Origin of the sequence: Aurantiacibacter suaedae (genome assembly GCF_005434915.1) — a bacterium.
In the GTDB taxonomy this organism is placed as follows: domain Bacteria; phylum Pseudomonadota; class Alphaproteobacteria; order Sphingomonadales; family Sphingomonadaceae; genus Alteraurantiacibacter; species Alteraurantiacibacter suaedae.
Map to the genome: position 1 here is coordinate 360,823 of NZ_SKCG01000002.1, position 18,180 is coordinate 379,002.

General features: G+C 64.9%; 18 protein-coding genes. 1 reads left to right on the forward strand and 17 read right to left on the reverse strand.

From position 1 onward, the window contains the following. Positions 1–7: 7 nt before the first annotated feature. Complete coding sequence (locus E0473_RS08030) at positions 8–460, forward strand: DUF2793 domain-containing protein (protein ID WP_137680356.1); 453 nt, start codon at positions 8–10, stop codon at positions 458–460. Here the strand turns inward: E0473_RS08030 and E0473_RS08035 are convergent. From E0473_RS08035 to E0473_RS08115, 17 genes are all read right to left on the reverse strand, one after another. Then, entirely contained in the window at positions 457–1,971 is a 1,515-nt protein-coding gene (locus E0473_RS08035) for an MFS transporter (protein ID WP_137680357.1), read from the reverse strand. The two genes, E0473_RS08030 and E0473_RS08035, sit on opposite strands and share 4 nt — an antisense overlap. Beyond that, entirely contained in the window at positions 1,968–2,675 is a 708-nt protein-coding gene (queC, locus tag E0473_RS08040) for a 7-cyano-7-deazaguanine synthase QueC (protein ID WP_137680358.1), read from the reverse strand. Before queC ends, E0473_RS08035 begins: the two co-directional genes overlap by 4 nt. 46 nt (positions 2,676–2,721) lie before the next feature. Beyond that, positions 2,722–3,090 (reverse strand): hypothetical protein, encoded by a 369-nt coding sequence (locus E0473_RS08045; RefSeq protein WP_241657399.1) that lies wholly within the window; start codon positions 3,088–3,090, stop codon positions 2,722–2,724. Between the two features lie 78 nt (positions 3,091–3,168). Further along, positions 3,169–4,092: an Hsp33 family molecular chaperone HslO gene (hslO, locus tag E0473_RS08050; RefSeq protein ID WP_137680360.1), complete on the reverse strand. Its 924-nt coding sequence runs from the start codon at positions 4,090–4,092 to the stop codon at positions 3,169–3,171. A 31-nt stretch (positions 4,093–4,123) separates the two neighbouring features. Then, positions 4,124–5,065: an ornithine carbamoyltransferase gene (gene argF, locus E0473_RS08055; protein WP_137680361.1), complete on the reverse strand. Its 942-nt coding sequence runs from the start codon at positions 5,063–5,065 to the stop codon at positions 4,124–4,126. After that, positions 5,062–6,252 (reverse strand): aspartate aminotransferase family protein, encoded by a 1,191-nt coding sequence (locus E0473_RS08060; RefSeq protein WP_137680362.1) that lies wholly within the window; start codon positions 6,250–6,252, stop codon positions 5,062–5,064. Before E0473_RS08060 ends, argF begins: the two co-directional genes overlap by 4 nt. 131 nt (positions 6,253–6,383) lie before the next feature. Continuing rightward, on the reverse strand, positions 6,384–7,133 hold the full coding sequence (locus tag E0473_RS15725; protein ID WP_137680363.1) for a cold-shock protein: 750 nt from the start codon (positions 7,131–7,133) through the stop codon (positions 6,384–6,386). A gap of 299 nt (positions 7,134–7,432) precedes the next feature. After that, a complete protein-coding gene (locus tag E0473_RS08070; protein ID WP_137680364.1) occupies positions 7,433–7,771 on the reverse strand; it encodes a P-II family nitrogen regulator in 339 nt (112 codons plus the stop codon). Positions 7,772–7,974: 203 nt separating this feature from the next. Further along, a complete protein-coding gene (locus E0473_RS08075) occupies positions 7,975–9,303 on the reverse strand; it encodes an ammonium transporter family protein (protein ID WP_137680365.1) in 1,329 nt (442 codons plus the stop codon). A gap of 14 nt (positions 9,304–9,317) precedes the next feature. Beyond that, positions 9,318–9,656 (reverse strand): P-II family nitrogen regulator, encoded by a 339-nt coding sequence (locus tag E0473_RS08080; RefSeq protein WP_119591572.1) that lies wholly within the window; start codon positions 9,654–9,656, stop codon positions 9,318–9,320. Positions 9,657–9,790: 134 nt separating this feature from the next. Then, complete coding sequence (locus E0473_RS08085) at positions 9,791–10,513, reverse strand: endonuclease/exonuclease/phosphatase family protein (RefSeq protein WP_137680366.1); 723 nt, start codon at positions 10,511–10,513, stop codon at positions 9,791–9,793. After that, a complete protein-coding gene (locus E0473_RS08090; RefSeq protein WP_137680367.1) occupies positions 10,510–11,082 on the reverse strand; it encodes a pyridoxamine 5'-phosphate oxidase family protein in 573 nt (190 codons plus the stop codon). The genes E0473_RS08085 and E0473_RS08090 overlap by 4 nt, the downstream gene beginning before the upstream one ends. A 205-nt stretch (positions 11,083–11,287) precedes the next feature. After that, positions 11,288–12,823 carry a peptide chain release factor 3 gene (locus E0473_RS08095; RefSeq protein WP_137680368.1) on the reverse strand — a complete coding sequence of 512 codons (1,536 nt, stop codon included), beginning with the start codon at positions 12,821–12,823 and terminating at the stop codon, positions 11,288–11,290. 11 nt (positions 12,824–12,834) lie between these two features. Then, positions 12,835–13,710, reverse strand: a complete 876-nt coding sequence (locus E0473_RS08100) for an aldose 1-epimerase family protein (protein WP_137680369.1) — start codon at positions 13,708–13,710, stop codon at positions 12,835–12,837. Further along, on the reverse strand, positions 13,707–16,094 hold the full coding sequence (gene pheT, locus E0473_RS08105; RefSeq protein ID WP_137680370.1) for a phenylalanine--tRNA ligase subunit beta: 2,388 nt from the start codon (positions 16,092–16,094) through the stop codon (positions 13,707–13,709). The genes E0473_RS08100 and pheT overlap by 4 nt, the downstream gene beginning before the upstream one ends. Then, positions 16,091–17,191, reverse strand: a complete 1,101-nt coding sequence (pheS, locus tag E0473_RS08110; protein ID WP_137680371.1) for a phenylalanine--tRNA ligase subunit alpha — start codon at positions 17,189–17,191, stop codon at positions 16,091–16,093. Before pheS ends, pheT begins: the two co-directional genes overlap by 4 nt. Before the next feature lie 66 nt (positions 17,192–17,257). Beyond that, a complete protein-coding gene (locus tag E0473_RS08115; protein ID WP_137680372.1) occupies positions 17,258–18,178 on the reverse strand; it encodes a helix-turn-helix domain-containing protein in 921 nt (306 codons plus the stop codon). Positions 18,179–18,180 lie beyond the last annotated feature (2 nt).

Consider the following 18,180-nt stretch of genomic DNA (forward strand, 5'->3'; position numbering starts at 1 on the left):
GTGACCTATGCCCGATCCCATCACGTTCACCAGCGCGAGCGCGCGCCTTGGCCTCCCGTTCCTGTTCACCGCGCAGGCGCAGAAGGAGTTTACCGTCAACGAAGCGCTCGCGCGGCTCGATGCGCTGCTGCACCTCGCGGTCGAGGGCACGGCCGATGCGCCGCCCGCCGCGCCGGTCGATGGCGAGGCCTGGCTTGTCGGGGACACGCCCACCGATGAATGGACGGGCCATGCGGGCGAGATCGCCTGTCGGCAGGCCGGCAACTGGCTGTTCCAGCCGCCGCTGGCCGGAATGCGCGTTTACGACAAGTCGGCGGGGCAGCAGGCCCTGTTCGACGATGGCTGGAGCCGCGCCTCGGACATCGCCCTGCCCAGCGGCGGCGCCACGCAGGACAGCGAAGCGCGCACCGCGATTGCGGGGCTCGTCGCGGCGCTCGTCGCGACGGGGATACTGGCCTAGCGGCTGATCCGCGCAAGGGCAGCGGGATAGAGCCGCAGACCGGCGAGCAGACACAGGCCCGCCGGGATCGCCGCCAGCAGGCTCATCATCACCCCGAGGCCGAGATCACCGGTCCGCTCAGACACAAGGCCGACCGCGAAGGGGCCGAAGCACAGGCCGACCAGCGTCGGCCCCAGCAGGAACAGCGCCGAGGCCCGTCCGCGCATGTGCTGATCAACCAGCGCCTGACTGGCCGAAGCGCAGGCCCCCAGCGCCGAGGCCGTGACCAACTGGGTGAGGACATTGCAGAAGAGGAACAGCGTCTGACTGTCGGTGGTGTAGCCGATCAGGACCAGCGGCACGGGCAGCACAACTGCTGCGCTGGCGACCAGCACCCGCCCATTCACCGTATAGCGCAGCAGGGCGTCGGCAGCCCATCCGCCTGCCAGAATGCCGAGAAACCCGCCCAGCGCGTTGGGCGCACCGATCAACAGGCCAAGCTCGGCCTTGCCCAGCGCGAAGGTCCGCTCGGCATAGGGCGCGGCCCAGTAAGTCACCGAATAGCCGACGTAGGACGTGCAGGCATAGACGCCGACGATGGCGCGAAATGCGCCGCTGCCCCAGGTCTGCGCGTGACATTCCGGGTCGGCGCGGCGGGTGTGGCTCACCCAGCTGAACACGGCATAGTAGGCAATACCGATCAGCACGAACTGCTCCACATTGCCGAGCAGCAGCGCCAGCGCCGCGCTGATGAGCGCGATGAGGGCCGCGCCCGCCAGATTGACCGCCAGTGCCCTGCCGCCTTCGCGTGCCGCGCCAATCGCGGCGAAAGGCGGGATAATCAGCGCACATTGGGCAAGAAACGTCCTGAAGGGTCTGGCGCATTCAGCCGTCTTGCCCCGCTCCGGCTCGCGCAGGGTGAGGAGCCACACGGCCAGCACCAGTCCCGGCGTGCCAACGAGGATAAAGGCCGCTTGCCAGCCTCTCAGGCCCAGCGGCGGATCGGCTGGAAAGGCCGCATTCCAGCCCTCGACGATATAGCCGCCTAGCCACAGCGACAAACCGCTGCCGACAAACAGCCCCGCCGAGTAGATCGCGATGGCCCGCGCGCGCATATGGGCGGGAAACCAGTCGGCGATCAGAGAATAGGCGCAAGGGTTGGCCGAAGCCTCACCCACACCGACCCCGACCCGCGCCAGGGCCAGCTGCGCATAGTTTTTCGCAAGGCCCGAGAGCATGGTCATCGCCGACCACAAGGCCAGCCCGAAGCTCAGGAAACGCAGGCGGTGCGTGCTATCGGCCAGCCGCCCGAGCGGAATACCCAGCAGCGCGTAAAACACCGCAAAGGCCGTGCCATAGAGAAAGCCCAGCTGGGCATCGTCGATCGCCAGATCCGCCTTGATGTCGTTGGCGAGGATCGACAGGATCTGCCGGTCGATGAAATTGGTGCAATAGACCAGGGCCAGCACACCAAGCGCATACCAGTTATAGACCGGTACCCGCTCCCGCTGCTCCGGCTGGGCGGCTGTCATCCCGCGTCAAGGCCAGCAACCGGATCGAGAGCGCCTGCCTCGGCAAAACCCTTGGCCCTCAGCCGACAACTGTCGCACAAACCGCAAGGCGTGCCATCAGGCTGCGGGTCATAACACGACCAAGTCAGCGACAGATCGAGCCCGACGCGCAAGGCTTCGCTGACGATCCGCGCCTTGTCCCAATGCTGGAGCGGGGCCTGGATGCGGAAGCCTTCGCCCTCCTGCCCCTCTCGCGTGGCCAGCCTTGCCGTCTCTTCGAAGCTGGCGATGAATTCGGGGCGGCAATCGGGGTACCCCGAATAGTCGAGCGCGTTCACCCCGATGAAGATGTCGTTCGCCCCCACCACCTCGGCCCAGGCCAAAGTCAGCGACAGGAAAACCAGATTACGCGCGGGGACATAGGTGATCGGAATCCCCTCTTCCGCCACGCCGCCCTTGGGCACATCGATATCGGCGGTGAGCGCAGAGCCGCCGAATTGCGACAGGTCGAGCGGGAGGATGATATGCCGCTGCGCCCCCAGCGACTGCGCCACGGCCCGCGCGGCATCAAGTTCGCGGCGATGGCGCTGGTTATAGTCGATGGTTAGGGCGTTGATCGCGAAGCCCTGTTCCTTGGCCAGCGCTGCAGACAGGCTCGAATCGAGCCCGCCCGAAAGCAGCACAATGGCGTGCTTCTGGCCTGTGTTTACCGTCGTGGAGGTCATGCCGCCGAGCTAGGCCCGTGCCCGCGCCGGAGCAAGCCCCCTTCGTTCAACAGGCTCCGGCGTAACGGGCCTCGGCGTCGACCGAGAACGGCTTGCCATCTTCCGTCCCCTGACTGCGCAGCTGCACGAGCCGGTTGCCCTCGCGCCTGACGCTGGTGCGGCCATAGCCGTGCCCCCGGCAGGTATACTGGACAGTGGTCTCACCGGGCTGATCGTCGACCACGAAACGATCGCAATTGAGCTGGCGATGGCGCAGCTGGATGAACTCCTGCCCCGTGCGCACACAGATCCGCGTGGTCGGCCCATCGGGCCTTACCCGCACGGTCCACGCACCCTTGTCGAGCGTGCCGAGCACGGCCAGCTCGGGCCCCTGTGCTGCGGCAGGCAAGCCCACCGCCGCCCCTGCGGACATCATCGCAAAAAGTTTCAAGACCTTACGCATGCCGTACCTATACCCTGCCCAAGCTGAACAAAAACGCTATACCGCAATATGTCATGATACGTCATCCAGCGATGCGGGAATGGCGAATTGACGCGAACAAAAGGCGCAGTCGACCACGATATCGCCCTCCTCGTTCACCATTTCCGCCCGCTCTGCCTCGCCGAAGCGGCCAAGGATCGTTGCGTAATGCTCGATCGAGCAACGGCACCCCTTGCGCAAATGGGCCACGCCGTCGGTTCGCAGTTCGCGCTCCTCGTTGAATAGTCGCCAGACCAGCGCCTCCATCGACAACGCCTGATCCACCAGCTCGCCATACGAAATGGTGTCGGCGAGGATCGAGACATGCTCCCACTCGGGATGATCGAAGCGCACGTGCAGACGTTCGCGCCCTTCCTCGCCATCGGCCAGATGCTGCACCAGCATCCCACCAGCGATCCCGCCATCCTGCCCGAAAGCCATCGCCGTGCTCACCCGGGTGGGCAGCTGTTCGCTCTGCGCGAAATAGGTTTCGATCGCTTGGCTCAGGTTCTCACCTTCAAGCGGCACGATCCCCTGATAGCGTTGCCCGGTGCTGGCCAGGTCGAACGTCACGGCGAGGTGGCCCCTGCCGAACAGCGTTTCGAGCCGTGGGTTCGCACCCACCTGCGTGGGCACATCGGGCGCTACCTCGGCATAGCCGCGCAGCGCGCCATCGCGATAATCGCACACCAGCAGGCGGATCAGGCCCTCTTCCGAGCGCGCCTGGATCGTCATCTGGTCCTGCTCGTCCTTGAGCATCGAGCCCATCAAAGCAGTCAGCACCAAGGCTTCGGCGAGGCAGTGCTTCACCGGCGGCGGATAGTCGTGCGCCGAGAGGATCTCGTCCAGCACCGGTCCGAGCCGTACCAGCCGGCCGCGGCAATCGCGGTCGGGCAGGATGAAGCGCAGCACGGTGTCGAAACCGGTCTCTGTTTCAGCGGCAGTCGTGTCAGTCATCGGCTATAGATGGGAATAGCCGGGCGCGATGTTAAGCGCCTGCGCCCAACTGGCCGAAACACCACAGCAAAACAGACTTTTGCGCGTGAATTCGGTTTTCCGCCTCGTCGAAAACGACCGATTGCGCGCTTTCGAACACACTCTCGGTCACTTCCTCGCCGACATGCGCAGGCAGGCAGTGAAGGAAGATCGCATCGGGCTTGGCATTGGCCATCAGCGCATCGTCGACCTGATAGGGCGCGAGCTGGGCCAGCTTTTCTTCGGCGTGATCCTGCCCCATCGAGATCCACGTGTCGGTGACGATCACGTCCGCTCCGCGCGCGGCCTCGCCGGCATCGCTGGTGACATCTACGCGCGCGCCGCCGGCACGGGCCTTGGCGACATAGCTCGCATCGGGCTCTATTTCGGCTGGTGTACCGATGCGCAGGTTGAACTTCATCAACCCCGCCGCTTCCAGCACCGAGTTCAGCACATTGTTGCAATCGCCCAGCCAGGCGACCTCCAACCCCGGAAGCGCCTTGCCATGCTCGACCATTGTCACAAGGTCAGCCACGATCTGGCACGGGTGCGACTGGTCGGTCAGTCCGTTGATCACCGGAACGGTGGCGTAGCGGGCCATTTCCTCGACCTTGGCGTGATCGTCGGTGCGGACCATGATCGCATCGGCCATCCGGCTCAGCACACGCGCGGTATCAGCCACGCTTTCGCCGCGGCCGAGTTGCGAGGTGCCCGAATCGAGGATCAGCGCCGAGCCGCCAAGCTGGCGCATCGCCATGTCGAAGCTGACGCGTGTACGGGTCGAGTTCTTCTCGAACACCATCGCCAGCACGCGGCCAGCCAGCGGCGCATCGGCATCGGGCTTGCCCTTGGGCCAATCCTTGCGCGCGGCCTTGCGGCTTTGCGCGTCGTTGATCATCGCGGCGATCGCATCGCCACCGGCATCGGCTAGGTCGAGGAAATGGTGCGTCGTCATCCCGCAGTCTCCGGTTCGTAATCCGCCGCGCCCGCCGAAAGCTTCTCGAAGAACTCGTCGATCTCGGCATCGCCGATCACCAGCGGCGGCAGCAGCCGCAGCGTCGAATCGCCCGCCGCTACGGTGAGCAGCTGATGCTTGTCACGCAGGTGCTGCATGAAGGGACGCGGTTCGACCTTCATCTTGATCCCGAGCATCAGACCGAGCCCGCGCACCTCTTCGAACAGCTCGGGATAGTTGCCGATGAACTGTTCGAGCCGGCCGCGCAGCCGTTCGCCGGTAGCGCGCACCTGCGCGAGGAACTCCTCGTTGCCCACGGCATCGAGCACCGCTTCAGAGGCGGCCATCGCCAGCGGATTGCCGCCATAGGTGGAACCGTGGGTGCCGAAGGTCATTCCGCGCGCGGCCTTCTCGGTCGCCATGCAGGCACCGAGCGGAAAGCCACCGCCGAGGCCCTTGGCCGTGGCGAGAATGTCCGGCTCCAGGCCATACTGTTCGTAGGCATAGAAAGTGCCCGTGCGCGCTACGCCGGTCTGCACCTCGTCGAACACCAGCATCAAATCGTGCTTGTCCGCCAGCGCGCGCAGGCCCTTGATGAACTCCTGACTGCCGACGCGGATGCCGCCCTCGCCCTGCACCGGCTCGACCAGGAAGCCGGCCGTGTGCGGACCGATCGCGGCCTCGACCCCGGCCAGATCGCCAAAGTCGACATATTTGAAGCCCGGCAGCAGCGGGGCGAAGCCCTTATGCATCTTCTCCTGATTGGAGGCGCTGATCGTGGCCATCGTCCGCCCGTGGAAGGCGTTGTTGAAGGTGATCAGCTCGAAGCGTTCTTCGTTGCCGGCATGTTGATGATAGGCGCGCGCCGTCTTGATTGCGCATTCGACCGCCTCAGCGCCCGAATTGGTGAAGAACACCGTGTCGGCGAATGTCAGATCGACCAGCCGCTGCGCCAGATGCTCGCCCTGCGGGCTGCCATAGAGGTTGGACACATGCATCAGCTCGGCGGCCTGACGCTGGATCGCGCCGATCAGGCCTTCGTGCGAGTGGCCGAGCAGATTGACCGCGATGCCCGCGGCGAAATCGAGGTAGCGGGTGCCATCCTCGTCAATCAGGTGGCAATGATCGCCACGGACCGGACGCACGCCGCACCGTGGGTAAACAGGCATAAGCGCTGAAATGGCCATTGGGATTCCTTCACATCAAAACACAAAAGGGCGGCCCGATCACTTGGGATCGGATAGCCGCCTGCTGCTCGTGTAGTATGATGCTGCGGGCGGCCGGTCAAACGCTCGGCCGCCCCGCAATCCGGCTGGACTTAGCCTGCCGGAACGAGATTTACGGCCGAGTACTTGCCTCGTCGATCGACCTCGAGGTCGAACTCGAAACGGTCGCCTTCGGCGATGCCCTGCAGGCCCGAACGCTCCACCGCGCTGATGTGTACGAAAGCGTCTTCCTTGCCATCGTCGCGGGTGATGAAGCCGAAGCCCTTCATAGCGTTGAAGAACTTCACCGTGCCCACGGCCTTTTCGCCCGTCAGCTCCCGCTGCGGGGCCTTGGCCTCGACCTGAATCACATCGCCCACGACCTGCAAATCGGCCGCCGACACCTTGCCGCCGCGATCCACGAGGTTGAAGGCAAGCTCCTGCCCTTCGGCCAGACCTTCGAGCCCGGCGCGTTCGACCTGGCTGATGTGCACGAACACATCCTCGCCGCCTTCATCGCGCTGAATGAAGCCGAAGCCCTTCTGCGAATTGAAGAATTTGACCTTGCCGGTGCCGCTGCCGACGACCTGCGGAGGCATGCCGCCACCGCCGCCGCCGCGCGGACCACCGCCGCCGCCGCCGCCGAAACCGCCGCCGCGCGGGCCGCGATCGTTGTCGAACCGGTTGCCGCCGCCGAAGCGATCACCACCGCCGCCGCCAAAACCACCACGGCCGCCGCTGTCGCCACCGCGCCAGCCGCCGTCCGAAGGCGGTCCACCCTCAAAGAAGGGATCGAAGCCTTCCTCGCCAATGTTGTCGCGCTTGTCGCGTCCCCGTCCGCGACGTCCTCTGTCGTAACCCATCTAAACCAAAAACCCTAAGTTTCCGTCCTTCAACCATGCCGTGGAATTCGGACGAAGACCCCCGGCCGGAAGCGACGGCGATGCCCCGCCACTTCCATTTGCTGTGTATAACCTAGAAAAGCCCGTGACGCGAATGTTTTAAGATTACGGACAGGTTACGAGGTTTTTTATCGCTGCGCACCCCTGTCTGTGCGATTCGATGCGCGGCAAAGAATAGGCCCTGAGGCAGCCACGGCATGATTTCGCGAGCTTCAGGAGCAGCGAGCTTCGAATCAGGCCGCGGCACCTATGGCGCGCGCCTAGAGCGCGTGTTCGCCAGTCTCGCCGGTGCGAATACGGACCGCCTCGCCCAGATCGAGCACGAATATCTTGCCGTCGCCAATCGTCTCGGTGTTGGCGGCAGCGCGAATCGTCTCCACCACCCGCGGCGCAAGATCGTCGGGCACGGCAATTTCCAGCCGCACCTTGGGCAGCATGTTCACCGAATATTCGGCCCCGCGATAAATCTCGGTCTGCCCTTTTTGGCGACCGAAACCCTTAACCTCGTTGGCGGTGAGACCGGCGACGCCAATTTCGCCCAGCGCCTCGCGCACCGGTTCGAGTTTGTGCGGCTTGATCACCGCAATCACCATTTTCATCGCCTCGTTCCTCCGCTTGTCTGCGGGGGCCAGCACAGTGCCGCCCCGCAGGCCACCCCCTGTCGCACGGACGCGAGACAAAAAAAAGGGGCCGGAGCGCTTGGCTCCGGCCCTTGTAAAGGTGTTCGTTCGCAGGAGGAACGTCGGTAGGCGGGATCAGGGGGAGAGGAGGAAGAGCCTGACCCCGCCAAACTTGTGATGGATCAGGCCTGGTTGGCGAGACCCGGGTAGGCTTCCACGCCGACCTCGGCGAGATCGAGGCCCGCAAGCTCGATCTCTTCCGAAGGACGCAGGCCCACGGTAGCTTTCAACACGAACCACAGGATACCGGAGGCAACCGACACCCAGACCATGGTCAGCAGCACGCCGACGAGCTGGCCAACGAAGGTGGCGTCACCGGCCCAGGCAACCGCGAGCGTGCCGAAGATACCGGCGCACAGGTGAACCGGGATCGCGCCGACCACGTCGTCGATCTTGAGCTTGTCGAGGATCGGAACCACGACCACCGGCAGGATGCCGCCAATGCCGCCGATCACGATCGACTGGCCAACGGTGGGAGCCAGCGGCTCGGCCGTAATGGCGACCAGACCGGCAAGCGCGCCGTTCAGGGCCATGGTCACGTCAGCCTTACCGTAGCGCAGCTGCGTGGCGATGATCGCGACCACCACACCGGCACAAGCGGCCATGTTGGTGTTCACAAAGATCTTCGACACGTCCGACACGTCGCCAACAGTGCCCATCGCAAGCTGCGAAGCGCCGTTGAAGCCGAACCAGCCGAGCCACAGGATGAAGGTGCCCAGCGTGGCGAGCGGAATGTTCGAACCGGGGAACACGTTGACCCTGCCGTCGGCGGTGTAGCGACCCAGACGCGGGCCGAGGATCAGCGCGCCGACCAGAGCGGCCCAGCCGCCCGTCGAGTGGACGAGGGTCGAACCGGCGAAGTCGGAGAAGCCCCAGACGCTGTCGAGGTAGCCGCCACCCCATTCCCAGCTCACCACGACCGGATAGATCACGGCGGTCAGCACGGTCACGAAGATGAAGAACGGCACGATCTTGATACGCTCGGCCAGGGTGCCCGAAACGATCGAGGCGGTGGTGGCGCAGAAGACCATTTGGAAGAACCAGTCCGAAGCGACCGAGTAGCCGGTGTCGAGGTCAGCCTCGCCGACGCCCTGCATCGCATAGGCGGTGCCATTAATGCCGAACAGGCCAAGCGATCCCTCGGCAAAGCCCGGATAGGCGATGTTGTAACCGATCACCCAGAACATCAGACCAGCAATCGAATAGAGGCCGATGTTCTTCAGGCACTGTGTCGAAACGTTCTTGGTGCGGACCAGGCCAGCCTCGAGCATGGCGAAGCCAGCGGCCATCCACATCACGAGGAAGCCGCCGATCAGAAACAGCAGGGTGTTGAGAATATAGGCGGTGCCGCCGCCGACTGCGTCAGACGCAGCCTCCTGGGCGAACGCCGGGGTGGCGAAGGCGAAGCTTGCCGCAGCAACCGCGCCCAGTTTGAAAAGAGTGTTCTTCATGGAATGCGTCCCCCTCAAAGCGCGGTTTCGTCGGTTTCGCCGGTGCGGATCCGCGTTGCCGATGCCAGATCGAGCACGAAGATCTTGCCGTCGCCGATGCTTTCGGTGCTGGCGGTTTGCTGGATGGTCTCGACCACCTTCGGCATAAGCTCGGTAGTGACCGCGATTTCCAGCTTCACCTTCGGAAGCATGTTCACCGAGTACTCGGCTCCGCGGTAGATTTCGGTCTGCCCCTTCTGACGACCGAACCCCTTCACTTCCGAGACCGTCATCCCGGCCACGCCCAGCCCCGCGAGTGCTTCGCGCACTTCATCGAGCTTGAACGGTTTGATTATGGCGATGATGAACTTCATCTCAAACCCCTGTTGCCTTGCCGGGCACGCCCCCGGCCACGGCAACAGCCTCGCAAGCAGCGTGCCAGTTTCAATTTCGGGCGGATTAGGGGATCGTTTGCCGGCTCTGCCACAGCCAGAGGCACGCCATCTGCCTAAAGCGTGGGCGCTGTGCCTAAATTTTGTGCATCAAGCGTGAGCCTTGCCCTGATCGGCAAATGGTCCGATGCCTGCCGCGCGAGCGGCGAGCGATGCACCTCCAGCTCGTCACAGCGCCAGTGCGGGCTGACGATCATCCGGTCGAGCGACAACAGCGGCCCGCGCGCCGGAAAGCTGCGTCCCGGCGTCAGCACCGACCAATAGTTGTGCAGGCCGCGCAGCCGGTCGGGGCGCGAGAGCCAGGCGTTGAGATCGCCCAGCATCAGCGCGGGTTTTCCGCTGGCCCTGCCCGCCGCGCACAGCTGCGCCAGCTGTGCCTTGCGCCGCAGCCCCGAAAGATCGAGGTGCATACTGGTCACGTCGATCGGCTGGCCGTCGACCCGCAAGCTGGCGGTGAGCGCGCCGCGCGGTTCGAGCCTCGGCAGATGCACGCCGTCGACCGCGTCGATCGTCAGCCCCTCGCGCACCAGCAGCATGTTGCCGTGCCATCCCAGGCTCGCGGGCTTCATCGGCACCGAGGCCAGTTGCCAGCCAAGATGTTCGAGCCGCGCACGCTCGAACACGCTGGCGCGCGGGCCGAGCCTGAGATCGACTTCCTGCAATCCTACTACATCGGCGCCGAGTTCGTCGATCACGGCAAGGATCCGCTCGGGATCGCGCCGCCGGTCGGAGCCGACTGCCTTGTGGACGTTGTAGCTGGCGAAGGTGAGTTCGGTCATGCGCCGGCGATAAATCGGTCAGTGGTGCGGGTAGGCAAGCCGTCGATGCTGGTCCGCGCGCGCCGGGCCTTGCCTGCCCATTCGGCCGGATCGGCCTGTGCGTGATGTTTCACCAGCGTCTGCCGCTCGTGCTTCAGCTCCATCAGCGGCACGCCGTAGCCGCAGCTGGTCTGCACACTTTCGACCGTTATGTCGAAAATCTGGCGCGTGCCGGGCAGCAGGGTGAAGTGGTCGGCCAACTCATTCCAGCCGCTTTCCCACGGCAACACCGGGTTGCCCCGGCCATAGATGCGCAGGATTTGCGCGGGCTGCTGGAAATTGCAGAACATGATCGTGATGCGGCCACCCTTGCCGTTATCGTCGGCGAGCAGGTGGGCGTTGGTCTCGTTGCCCGAGCCGCCGAGATCGAGATAGGCGACCCGATTCGGGCCAAGCACGCGAAAGGCGTCATAGCCCTTGGGCGAAAGGTTGATCCGAGCATCCGCCGCCGCCGTGGCCACGAAGAACACCGGCTGCTGCGCGATCATCGCGATATGTTTCTCGTCGAGCGCGTCGAAGAACATGGCCATGGCCAGGGTTATAGGCGCAGGCCGGGCACTTTCCTACAGGCAGAGATATATGGCACGTCCGGCGGGCTCTTTGACACGTCTGCATCATCCCGCTGCGCGCGCCAATCCGCCCAAGTGTAAACTTCGGCGGATTGGCACAGCCTTTTGATTGCACACCAAAATCCCTCGATCAGGCGGATGTCACCGTATCAACTTCGTCAGCTTCTCAGCGTTCCTTGGTGGCGGAGAAGGTCAGCTCAGGATTCTTCTCCTGCTGATAGCCCACGTCCCAGCTCGATTTGGCGAGGAACACCAGATCGCCATCACGGTCGTGCCCGATGTTGCCCTGGTTGAACTTCTCGAAGGTGTCCTTGGCCGCGTCGCTGCCCTTGATCCAGCGCGCCGTGGCAAAGGGCGAGGCTTCGAGCCCGGCGTCGACCTTGTATTCCGCCGAAAGCCGCGAGATCAGCACGTCGAGCTGCAGCTGTCCGACCACGCCGACAATGCTCGATCCGCCGATCACCGGGTAAAACACCTGGATCACGCCCTCTTCCGAAAGATCGTCGAGCGCTTTTCTCAGCTGCTTGGTCTTGGTCGGATCTTTCAGCTGCACACGGCGCAGGATTTCCGGCGCGAAGTTGGGTAGCCCGGTGAAGCGGATCTTGTTGGTCTCGCTCAGCGTATCGCCCACGCGCAGGGTGCCGTGGTTGGGAATGCCGATGATGTCGCCCGGCTCGGCGGTATCGGCGATCTCGCGGTCCTGCGCGAAGAACAGGATCGGTGAATGCACCGCAATCGGCTTGCCGAGCCCGCTCGGAGTCAGCTTCATGCCGCGTTTGAAGGTGCCCGAGACCTGCCGCATGAACGCGATCCGGTCGCGGTGGTTGGGGTCCATATTGGCCTGGACCTTGAAGATGAAGCCCGTGACCTCGCCGTGATCGGTGCCGATCAGCTCCTCACCCGCAGGCTGCGGGCGCGGCGGCGGCGCGAAGTCCGCAATGGCAGTAATCAGCTCCTCGACCCCGAAGTTCTTCAGCGCCGAGCCGAAGTAGACCGGGGTGAGGTCGCCGTTACGATAGGCCTCCAGATCGAACTCGGGATAGCCCACCTTGGCCAGTTCGATTTCCTCGGCATATTGCTCAGGGATCGCGGCATCGGCCTCGCGCTTGCCGAGAAATTCCTTCGAGCCGCCCTCGGGACGCGCCACCAGGCCGGTACGGAAATCGAGCAGGCCCTCGAACAGGCCGCCCATCCCGATCGGCCACATCTGCGGGCTGACATCGAGCGCCAGCTTGTCGGCCACTTCATCGAGCGTCTCGAAGGCATCGCGGCCCTCACGGTCGACCTTGTTGACGAAGGTAATGATCGGCACCGACCGCAGGCGACAGACCTCGAACAGCTTCAACGTTTGCGGCTCGATGCCCTTGGCCGCATCAATCACCATGATCGCCGAATCGACCGCGGTCAGCGTGCGGTAGGTATCTTCCGAGAAATCCTCGTGCCCGGGCGTATCGAGCAGGTTGAAGGTGATGGTCTCGCTATCGAAATCCTTCTCGAAGGTCATCACCGACGAGGTGACCGAGATGCCGCGCTGCTGCTCGATCTTCATCCAGTCGGAGCGGGCACGCCGAGCATCGCCGCGCGCTTTGACCTGTCCGGCAAGGTGAATCGCGCCGCCCTGCAACAGCAGCTTTTCGGTGAGCGTGGTCTTACCGGCGTCGGGGTGAGAGATGATCGCGAAGGTGCGGCGATTGGAAGTCATGGCGCGCGGCATTAGGCCGGGTGCACGGTTACGTCCATGCGAAAGCTGCACTCCTCGCCCGCAGCAAGCTGCATCACGCCGGGCTTCTCGCGGAAATCGCCGCCAAATCCGGCCGGGTCGGCGATGCCCGCCCACGGCTCGATGCAGACAAAGTTCGCGCCGGGCTTCTGCCAGATGCCGAGCATCGGAAGATCGGGATAGGCAATGTCGAGCGCCGCCCCGTTCTCGCCCCTGTAGGCCAGGCGGCGGCTGGCGGGGGCATCCCAGATCATCGCGTCGGCGGCGAACAGATCGGGAGCGAGCGCAAGTTGCTTGCCCTCGACCGGAGAGGGCTCGGTGACCGCGAGCAGGCCATCGGCGTCGAGACGGCGGATCGGCGCGCGCTCCGCCTGCTCGAACACGATCCGGTGCGCCAGCTTGTCGCCGCCGCCGGGAAGCGGCCAGGCGAAAGCGGGGTGAAACCCGAAGCTGAACGGCAGCGGCTCATCACCCGGATTGCTGACTGTGATGGTCGTCAGAAGCGTCGATCCGGTCAGTTCGTAGGTGGCGACAATGGCGAAGGCGAAGGGATAGACCGCGCGCGTTTGCTCGTCGTCGGCAAGGCGGAACCTGGCGCTGGCACTAGTCTGCTCGACCAGCTCCCACGCCATGCGCCGGGCGAACCCGTGCTGCTTCATTGCGTACTCGCGCCCGTCGATACGCAACGCATCGCCATTGAGCCGCCCTACGATCGGGAACAGCAGCGGTGCATGGCCGGTCCACCAGCGCGGATCGGCATCGGTCATATATTCGCGCCCGGCGCTGTCGGTGAGCGACTGCAGCTCGGCCCCCAAGGGGGCGATGGTGGCGGCCAGATCGCCCGATGCGATCCTGACCGGCCCGCTCATCCGCGCAGCTCAGCGCCCTGCTTGGCTGCCGCTGCCACGATGGCATCGGCAATCGCCTTGAGGTCCGCTTCCTTGTAGCTCTTCTCTCCCGGCTGGAGCGTTACCTCGACCGCGACGCTCTTCTTGCCCTCGGGCACGCCTTGGCCTGCGAACACGTCGAACACCCGGGCATCGACGATGTTCGCTTTGTCCGCGCCCTTGACCGCGCGCAGCAGGTCGCCCGCTGGCAGATCGGCGGGAACGAGGAAGGCGAAGTCGCGCAGCACCGGCTGGAGCGCAGGCGGCGCGAAGTGCGGCTTGGCGAAGCTCAGGGCGCCCTTCTTGGCCGGAATGGCATCGAGGAACAGCTCGACCGCGACCACCGGGCCATCGACATCGAACTCCGCCAGAGTGCGCGGATGCAGCGTGCCGAAGCGCGCCAGCACGTTCTTGGGGCCAAGCCGCAAGGTCGCCGACTGGCCGGGGTGGAACTGCTCCCCCGCCTCGCCCATTACCTGCAACTTGTCGACCGGCGCGCCCGCCTCGGCAAGCAGCGCCATCGCTTCGGCCTTGGCATCGAAAGCATCGAAGGCCTGCGCTTTGCCCGTCGCCCAGCCGCGCGAAGTCTTGTCACCCGCCAGCACCACGCCGAGCGTCAGTCGCTCATCGCTCGCGCCGTCTTTGCCGCGCAAGTAGCGCCGCCCGATCTCGAACAACCGCAGCGAGGTCGCGCCCCGATCGAGGTTGCGCTTGGCAGCCGAAATCAGCCCCGGCAGCAGCGAGGGACGCATAGCCTTGAGGTCTTCGCTGATCGGGTTGTCGAGCACCCACAGCGGGCCCTCGGCGAACAGTTCGGCCTCGGCTTCGGGGAGGAACGACCAGGTCACCGCCTCGTTGAGCCCGCGCCCAGCCGCCGCACGGCGCACCCGCCGCTCCAGCGCCTGCGCCGGAGTGGCAGTGGGCCGGGCGACCCCGTCAGCGCGCGGCAGGGCGACCGAGGCCACCTTGTCGAGCCCGTGGATACGCACGACTTCCTCGACCAGATCGGCAGCGCCCTCGATATCGTGACGACGCAAAGGCACAGTCACGTTCCAGCTTCCGTCGACCGCGAAGTCGAGCGCTTCTAGGATGCGCTTTTGCTCGGCCTCGGCCACCTCGACGCCGCCCAGCCTTGCGGTGAGGCCCGGATCAAAGGCGATCACCTTGGCCTCGTTCGGCGGCGAACCGGCGCGCGCCGCCGTGCTCGCCTCACCGCCGCACAGGCGCTGGACCAGCGAGGTCAGGCCTTGCAGCCCCTCGTCAAGCCAGGCCGGATCGACCCCGCGCTCGAACCGGGTGCGGGCATCGCTGGCAAGGCCGAGCTTACGGCCCGTCACGCCGATGGTCTCGGGGTTGAAATAGGCGATTTCGAGCAGGACGTCGGTGGTGCTCTCGCTCACCGAGCTGTCGAGCCCGCCCATGATCCCGGCGATATCGTGCACGCTGTTGTCGTCGGCGATCACGGTCATCGTGGAATCGAGCGTGTAGGTCTTGTCGTTGAGCGCCACGACCTGCTCGCCGTCCTTGGCACGGCGGGCAACGACCGGGCCGGTCAGCTTGGCCAGATCATAGACGTGCGCCGGACGCCCGAAGGCGAGCGACATATAGTTGGTGATGTCGACCAGCGCCGAAATCGGCCGCTGGCCCGCCGCCTTGAGCCGCGCCTGCATCCAGTCGGGCGACGCGCCGTTGGTCACGCCGCGCACCACGCGGGCGTAGAAAGCGGGGCAGCCCTCGGGATCGTCGGTGCGGATCTCGACCGGGCAGTCGAACGCCTCTTCGATTTCAAAGCTCTTGCGCGGCTTCAGCGTGCCAAGGCCGGCCGCCGCCAGATCGTGGGCAATGCCATAAACACCCATGCAATCGGGCCGATTGGGCGTGATCGCCACGTCGAGCACCGGCGATGCGCCGTGGTACTCGGCAAAGTCAGTGCCGATGGGGGCGTCTTCGGGCAATTCGATGATGCCGTCGTGATCCTCGCCCAGCTCCAGCTCGCGGGTCGAGCACATCATGCCCGACGATTCGACCCCGCGGATCGCCGCTTTGCGCAGCACCATCCCATTGGCCGGAACCGTGGCACCGGGCGAACCGAGCACACCAACAAGGCCTGCCCGCGCATTGGGCGCGCCGCAGACGATCTGCTTCTCCTCGCCGGTGCCGTTATCGACCGTGAGCACCTGCAACTTGTCGGCATCGGGATGCGGCTTGGCGGTGAGCACCTTGGCCACGCGGAAGCCCGCCAGCGCCTCGGCCGGGTCTTCGATCCCCTCGACCTCAATGCCGATTTCGTTGAGCTTGGCGGCGATGTCGGCAAGGCTTGCCTCGGTGTCGAGGAAGTATTTGAGCCATTCGAGCGAGAACTTCATGCGCGTTCTCCTACACCGGCGGAAAGCGTCGGCTGAGCCAGCGCCGAGAAACCATAGTGTTGCAACCAGCGGGCATCGCCGTCGAAGAAGGCGCGCAGGTCGTCCATCCCGTATTTGAGCATGGCGAGCCGGTCGACGCCGATACCGAAGGCAAAGCCCTGCCATTCATCAGGGTCGAGCCCGCCCATTTCGATCACCCGGCGGTTGACCATGCCGCTGCCGAGCAGCTCCATCCAGCCATGCCCTGGCGCATCGCCGCTGCCGCCCAGGACGCGCTTGCCGTCGACCAGTTCGAAGCCGACATCGGCCTCGACCGAAGGCTCGGTGAAGGGGAAGTAGCTCGGGCGCAGGCGGATTACGATGTCTTCGTTCTCGAAGAAGGCCTTGAGGAAGGTCTCGAGCGTCCACTTGAGGTGGCCGAGGTGGATGCCCTTGTCGATCACCAGACCTTCGATCTGGTGGAACATAGGGGTGTGGGTAGCGTCGCTGTCGCTGCGATAGACGCGGCCCGGCGCGATGATACGCAAGGGAGCGCCCTCGGCCAGCATGGTGCGTATCTGCACCGGTGAAGTGTGCGTCCTGAGCAGCATCTTGCCGCCCTTGGGCGCGGTGTCGGGGAAATAGAACGTATCGTGCATCGCCCGTGCCGGGTGGCTTTCGGGCATATTGAGCGCGGTGAAGTTATACCAGTCGTCCTCGATCTCGGGGCCGGTGGCGACGGCGAAACCGAGGTCAGCGAAGATTTCGGCTAGCTCGTCCATCACCTGGCTGACCGGGTGGACCGACCCGCGCGTGGCTGCGGGCGCGGGCAATGTAAGGTCAAGCGTCTCGGCGGCGAGCTTCGCTTCCAGCGCCTCGGCTTCGAGCACATCCTTGCGCGCGGCCAGTGCATCGGTGACCGCCTGCCGCAGGGCCTGGATTTCGGGCCCCTTGGTCTGGCGCTCTTCCGGGCTCATCTTGCCCAGCGTCTTCATCAGCGCCGAGACCGAGCCCTGCTTGCCCAGAAATTCGACGCGCAGCGCCTCAAGGGCAGCAAGATCTGCCGCCGCGGCAATGCGCGCTTTCGCGTCGTGTTCGATCGTTTGTGTTTCCGACATGCTCACTAGCAATCTATTGGCCGATAAGCCGGGCCTGTTAGCGAGCCTGCGCCCGCCCCCCAAGCCCTATTTCGCCTTCTCGACGCTGCGCGGGGCCTTTCCGCCGCCATATCGCAGGATCGTCGGCAGGTCGGTCTGCGCAACGGCGCCCTGATCGACCATGCGCTGGGCGATGATCCGGTCGAGTACGGGATGCGGCATTTCCGCATATTCGGACGGGGTCATGCCCATGATGCTGCGGAAGTCGCGCACGAAATGCGGCTGATCGTAATAATGCCTGTCGAGCGCCTCGCTCCAGCTCCCGCGCGGTTCCAGCATGAACCGGGCAAGGCTGCGCAAGAAACGCTGACGGCGGAGCAAAGTCTTGGGCGGGAAACCGAAATACTCGCTGCACAAGCGTTCGAGCGAGCGGCGGCTGGTTCCGACCCGCTCTGCCAGATCGTCTACGTCGCTGAGGTCGGCGTCCTTCAGCGCTTCCTGACAAGCCAGCACGCGTGAAGGTACGGACGGCGTGCGAGCATCGAGATCGAGCAGGAAGCCATTGATGGCCTCGGCAGCGGCATCTTCCTGGCCTCCCGCTGCTTCGATCAGCTGCAACAGCGGGGCGAACACGCCAAACCCGCACTCGCCGCCGTCAGCGATAACGTTCTTTAGTGAGGCAGCCGGCTGATCGACGAAGCGTGCCCACCCGGCCGGCTGGAGACCGAGGCCGAAAATTCGCGAGGTGCTCAGCCGAAAGTCGATCGCTCGGCTTGTCGGCCCGCTGACCACGAACGGCGGGCATTGTTGCATTTCAGCAGGAATAATGCGGGCCGCAGGCGGCGTTCCGGCATAGGTGAACCGCATGGCGGCCCATTCAGGGTGAAGCGAATCGGCGACAAGTCCGCCGTCCTCGCAGGTCAGCGCGAAGCTGTAGAGCGCAGTGAAGTAGGGCGCGAGCGCATCGGACAGGCGGAAAAACCGCACATCGAGAGTGAACGACACCATCG